Annotated in this window: 3 protein-coding genes; all 3 read left to right on the top strand. The window is 64.0% G+C overall.

Going from position 1 to position 3,745, the window contains the following annotated elements; translation table 11 throughout:
* Window positions 1-964 (top strand): CaiB/BaiF CoA-transferase family protein (locus JOY90_RS35390; protein ID WP_291695727.1); only part of this gene is annotated, 964 nt, incomplete at its 5' end.
* A gap of 240 nt (window positions 965-1,204) precedes the next feature.
* On the top strand, window positions 1,205-2,521 hold the full coding sequence (gene ugpB / locus JOY90_RS35395; RefSeq protein ID WP_291695728.1) for a sn-glycerol-3-phosphate ABC transporter substrate-binding protein UgpB: 1,317 nt from the start codon (window positions 1,205-1,207) through the stop codon (window positions 2,519-2,521).
* 61 nt (window positions 2,522-2,582) lie between these two features.
* Complete coding sequence (gene ugpA / locus JOY90_RS35400; protein ID WP_291695729.1) at window positions 2,583-3,464, top strand: sn-glycerol-3-phosphate ABC transporter permease UgpA; 882 nt, start codon at window positions 2,583-2,585, stop codon at window positions 3,462-3,464.
* Window positions 3,465-3,745 lie beyond the last annotated feature (281 nt).

Consider the following 3,745-nt stretch of genomic DNA (forward strand, 5'->3'; position numbering starts at 1 on the left):
CGAAGGCGGCCGTGCCGTGCTGATGCAGCTGCTCGAAACCGCCGACGTCCTGATCGAGAACTTCAAGCCGGGCACGCTCGACAAATGGGGCATCGGCGACGACGTCCTCCGCGCGAGGTTTCCAAAGCTCGTGCACTGCCGGATCTCCGGCTTCGGCGCCGACGGCCCGCGCGGCGGCAATCCCGGCTATGATGCCATCATCCAGGCCATGACCGGCATGATCGCGGCGACCGGCTCGCCGCAGAGCGGGCCGATGCGAATCGGCGTGCCGCTGGTCGACATCACCACCGGGCTCTACGCCGCGATCGGTATCCTGATGGCGCTCGCGGAGCGGCAGAAATCCGGGCTCGGGCAATTCCTGGAGACGACGCTGTACGAGACCGGGCTTGCGATCATGCATCCGCATGCCGCGAACTATTTCATGCACGGCAGGCCGCCAGGGCTGACCGGCAACGAGCATCCGAACCTCGTGCCTTACGCGATCTTTCCGACCAGGACCGACGACATCTTCATCGGCGTCGGCAATGACGGCACCTTCCGCAAGCTCGCCCGCGAGATCGGCAAGCCGGAGCTCGGCAGCGATCCGCGCTTCGCCCGCAACAAGGACCGCATCGCCAACCGCGAGGCATTGCGCGAGGAGCTCGCCGCGGTGTTCCGCGAGCACGACGCCGAGCCGTTGTGCGACCGCCTGCTGGCGGCCGGATTGCCGGCGGGCCCGGTGCAGAAGATCGACCAGGCGCTGACCAATCCGCACACCGTCCACCGCGGCGATGTGATCGAGAAGGACTGGTACAAGGGCGTCGCCTCGCCGATCAGGCTCGAACGCTCGAAGCCCAGCCTGCGCCGCACCCCGCCGAAATTCAGCCAGCACGCCGCCGAGGTGCTCGCCGAGTTCGGTTATTCCACAGACGATGTCGAGGCGCTGATCGCAAGCGGCGCGGTTTGCGGCGAGCGCAAGCGCTGACGCGATCGGCAGGGTGGGCTAAGCGGCCACGCGAACGCAAGTTGACCACACGAACACAGAAGCGTGCCCACCACCCAAGGCGAAAGGACGGGGAGAGGGAGTGCACTTCCCGAGACTGATTTTTTGCTTCCCTTGCGGCCGCTTTTCCGTACCATCCGCCGGCTTTTGCGGTCATGTGCCCGTCATCCGTCGCTGCTAGGCGATTTTTTGAGGGATGACGGATTAACGGGAGGGGTTTCGATGATTGATCGACGATTTGGGGCTGCTGCGGTGTTTGTGGCCGCGCTGGGATTTGCCGCGTCACCGGCACAGGCGGTGACGGAAATCCAGTGGTGGCACGCCATGACCGGCCCCAACAACGACGTCGTCGTCAAGCTCGCCAATGATTTCAACGCCTCGCAGAGCGACTACAAGATCGTGCCGTCCTTCAAGGGGAGCTACGCCGACACGCTGAACGCCGGCATCGCCGCGTTCCGCGCCGGCAACGCGCCCGGTATCATGCAGGTGTTCGAGGTCGGCACCGCGACCATGATGGCCGCCAAGGGCGCGATCAAGCCGGTCTACGAACTGATGAAGGAGCAGGGCGAGAAGTTCGATCCCAACTCCTATCTGCCGGCGATCACCGGCTACTACTCCACCGCCAAGGGCGACATGCTGTCGTTCCCGTTCAATTCGTCGAGCATGGTGCTGTGGGTCAATCTCGATGCGCTGCAGAAGGCCGGCATTTCCGAGCCACCGAAGACCTGGCCCGAGGTGTTCGACGACGCCAAGAAGCTGCACGCAACCAGCCCGACCTGCGGCTTCTCGAACGGCTGGATCACCTGGGCGCTGATCGAACAGTTCTCGGCCTGGCACAACGTGCCGATCGGCAGCAAGGCGAACGGCCTCGACGGCTTCGATACCGTGCTCGAATTCAACACGCCGCTCGAGACCAAGCTCTTGGAGAACCTGGTCGAGCTGCAGAAGGACAAGAGCTACGACTATTCGGGCCGCACCAACACCGGTGAGGGCCGTTTCACCTCGGGCGAATGTCCGATGTTCATGACCTCGTCGGCGTTCTATCCGAACGTCAAGGCCAACGCCAAGTTCAACTACACGTCCGCGCCGATGCCGTATTTTCCCGATGTCAACGGCGCGCCGCAGAACTCGATCATCGGCGGCGCCTCGCTCTGGGTGATGGGCGGCAAGTCGGCCGACGAATACAAGGGCATCGCCAAGTTCTTCACCTTCCTGTCGGACACCGACCGGCAGGTCTACCTGCACGAGGTCTCCGGCTATCTGCCGATCACCAAGGCCGCCTATGAGAAGACCAAGGAATCGGGCTTCTATGACAAGAACCCGATCCTCGAAGTGCCGTTGAAGGAGCTGACCAACAAGCCGCCGACCGAGAACTCGCGCGGCCTGCGCTTCGGCGGCATGGTGCAGATGCGTGACGTCTGGTCGGAGGAGATCGAGGCGGCGCTCGCCGGCAAGAAGTCGGCGAAGGAGGCGCTGGACGCCGCGGTGTCGCGCGGCAACCAGATGCTGCGGCAGTTCGAGCGCACCGCGGTCAAATGACGTGCGAAGCGCCGGGGCCGGGTCGATGACCTAGCGCCCCGGCCTTGCAGGCGGGGGGCGCATGGAGAACCGGGCCATCTTCTCGGGCAGGCTGCTGGCCGTGCTGCTGGTGCTGCCGCAGCTCGCCGTCTCGCTGGTCTTCTTCTATTGGCCGGCGGCACAAGCCTTGTGGCAATCGTTCCTGGTGCAGGACGCGTTCGGGCTCTCGACCGAATTCGTCTGGTTCGAGAACTACGTCGTCCTGCTCCAGACACCCGAATATTACCACGCCGTCGGCGTCACCCTGGTGTTCTCGGCCTTCGTCGTGGTGCTGTCGCTCGCACTCGGCCTGCTGCTCGCCGTCATGGCCAACCACAACATTCGCGGCGTGCAGATCTATCGCACCTTCCTGATCATTCCCTATGCGGTCGCACCGGCGGTGGCGAGCGTGCTCTTCATCTTCATGTTCCAGCCGGGTCTCGGCATGTTCGCCCGTACGCTGCAACGCGCCGGCATCGACTGGAATCCGGTGCTCAACGGGACGCATGCGATGATCCTGGTCATCATCGTCGCGGTCTGGAACCAGATCAGCTACAATTTCCTGTTCTTCCTCGCCGGGCTGCAATCGATCCCGAAGAGCGTGATCGAGGCCGCCGCGATCGACGGCGCACGCCCGATGCGCCGGTTCTGGACCATCGTTTTTCCGCTGCTGTCGCCGACCACCTTCTTCCTGGTCGTCGTCAACATCACCTACGTGTTCTTCAACACGCTCGGAATCATCGATACCGCGACCGGCGGCGGGCCCAATGGCGCGACGCAGACGCTGGTCTACAAGGTGTTCCAGGACGGCAAGATCGGCTCCGACCTCGGCGGCTCGGCGGCGCAGTCGGTGATCCTGATGATCATCGTGGTCGCACTGACCGCCGTCCAGTTCCGCTATGTCGAGAAGAAGGTGCACTATTAGTGCGTGACGGGATGAATCAGATCGCCGCGGATTCCTCTTACCTCTCCCCGCGCCTGTCCGCCGAAGCCGGCCTTCGGGCGAAGGCGGATGCAATCCGGGTGAGGGGGACTCTCCACGAGTCCCGCTGCGGAAGCAGCCCCTCACCCCAGCCCTCTCCCTGTGAAGGAGGGGGAGAGGGGGTGCACCTCCGACGCTGCTTGAGCCAACCTGATGTCAGCGGACTCTAGGTCATGGTCGAGCATCGCCGCTTCGGAAACCTGCTGCCCCACCTGATCCTGCTG

It is taken from the genome of Bradyrhizobium sp. (assembly GCF_019242285.1).
Lineage (GTDB): Bacteria > Pseudomonadota > Alphaproteobacteria > Rhizobiales > Xanthobacteraceae > Bradyrhizobium.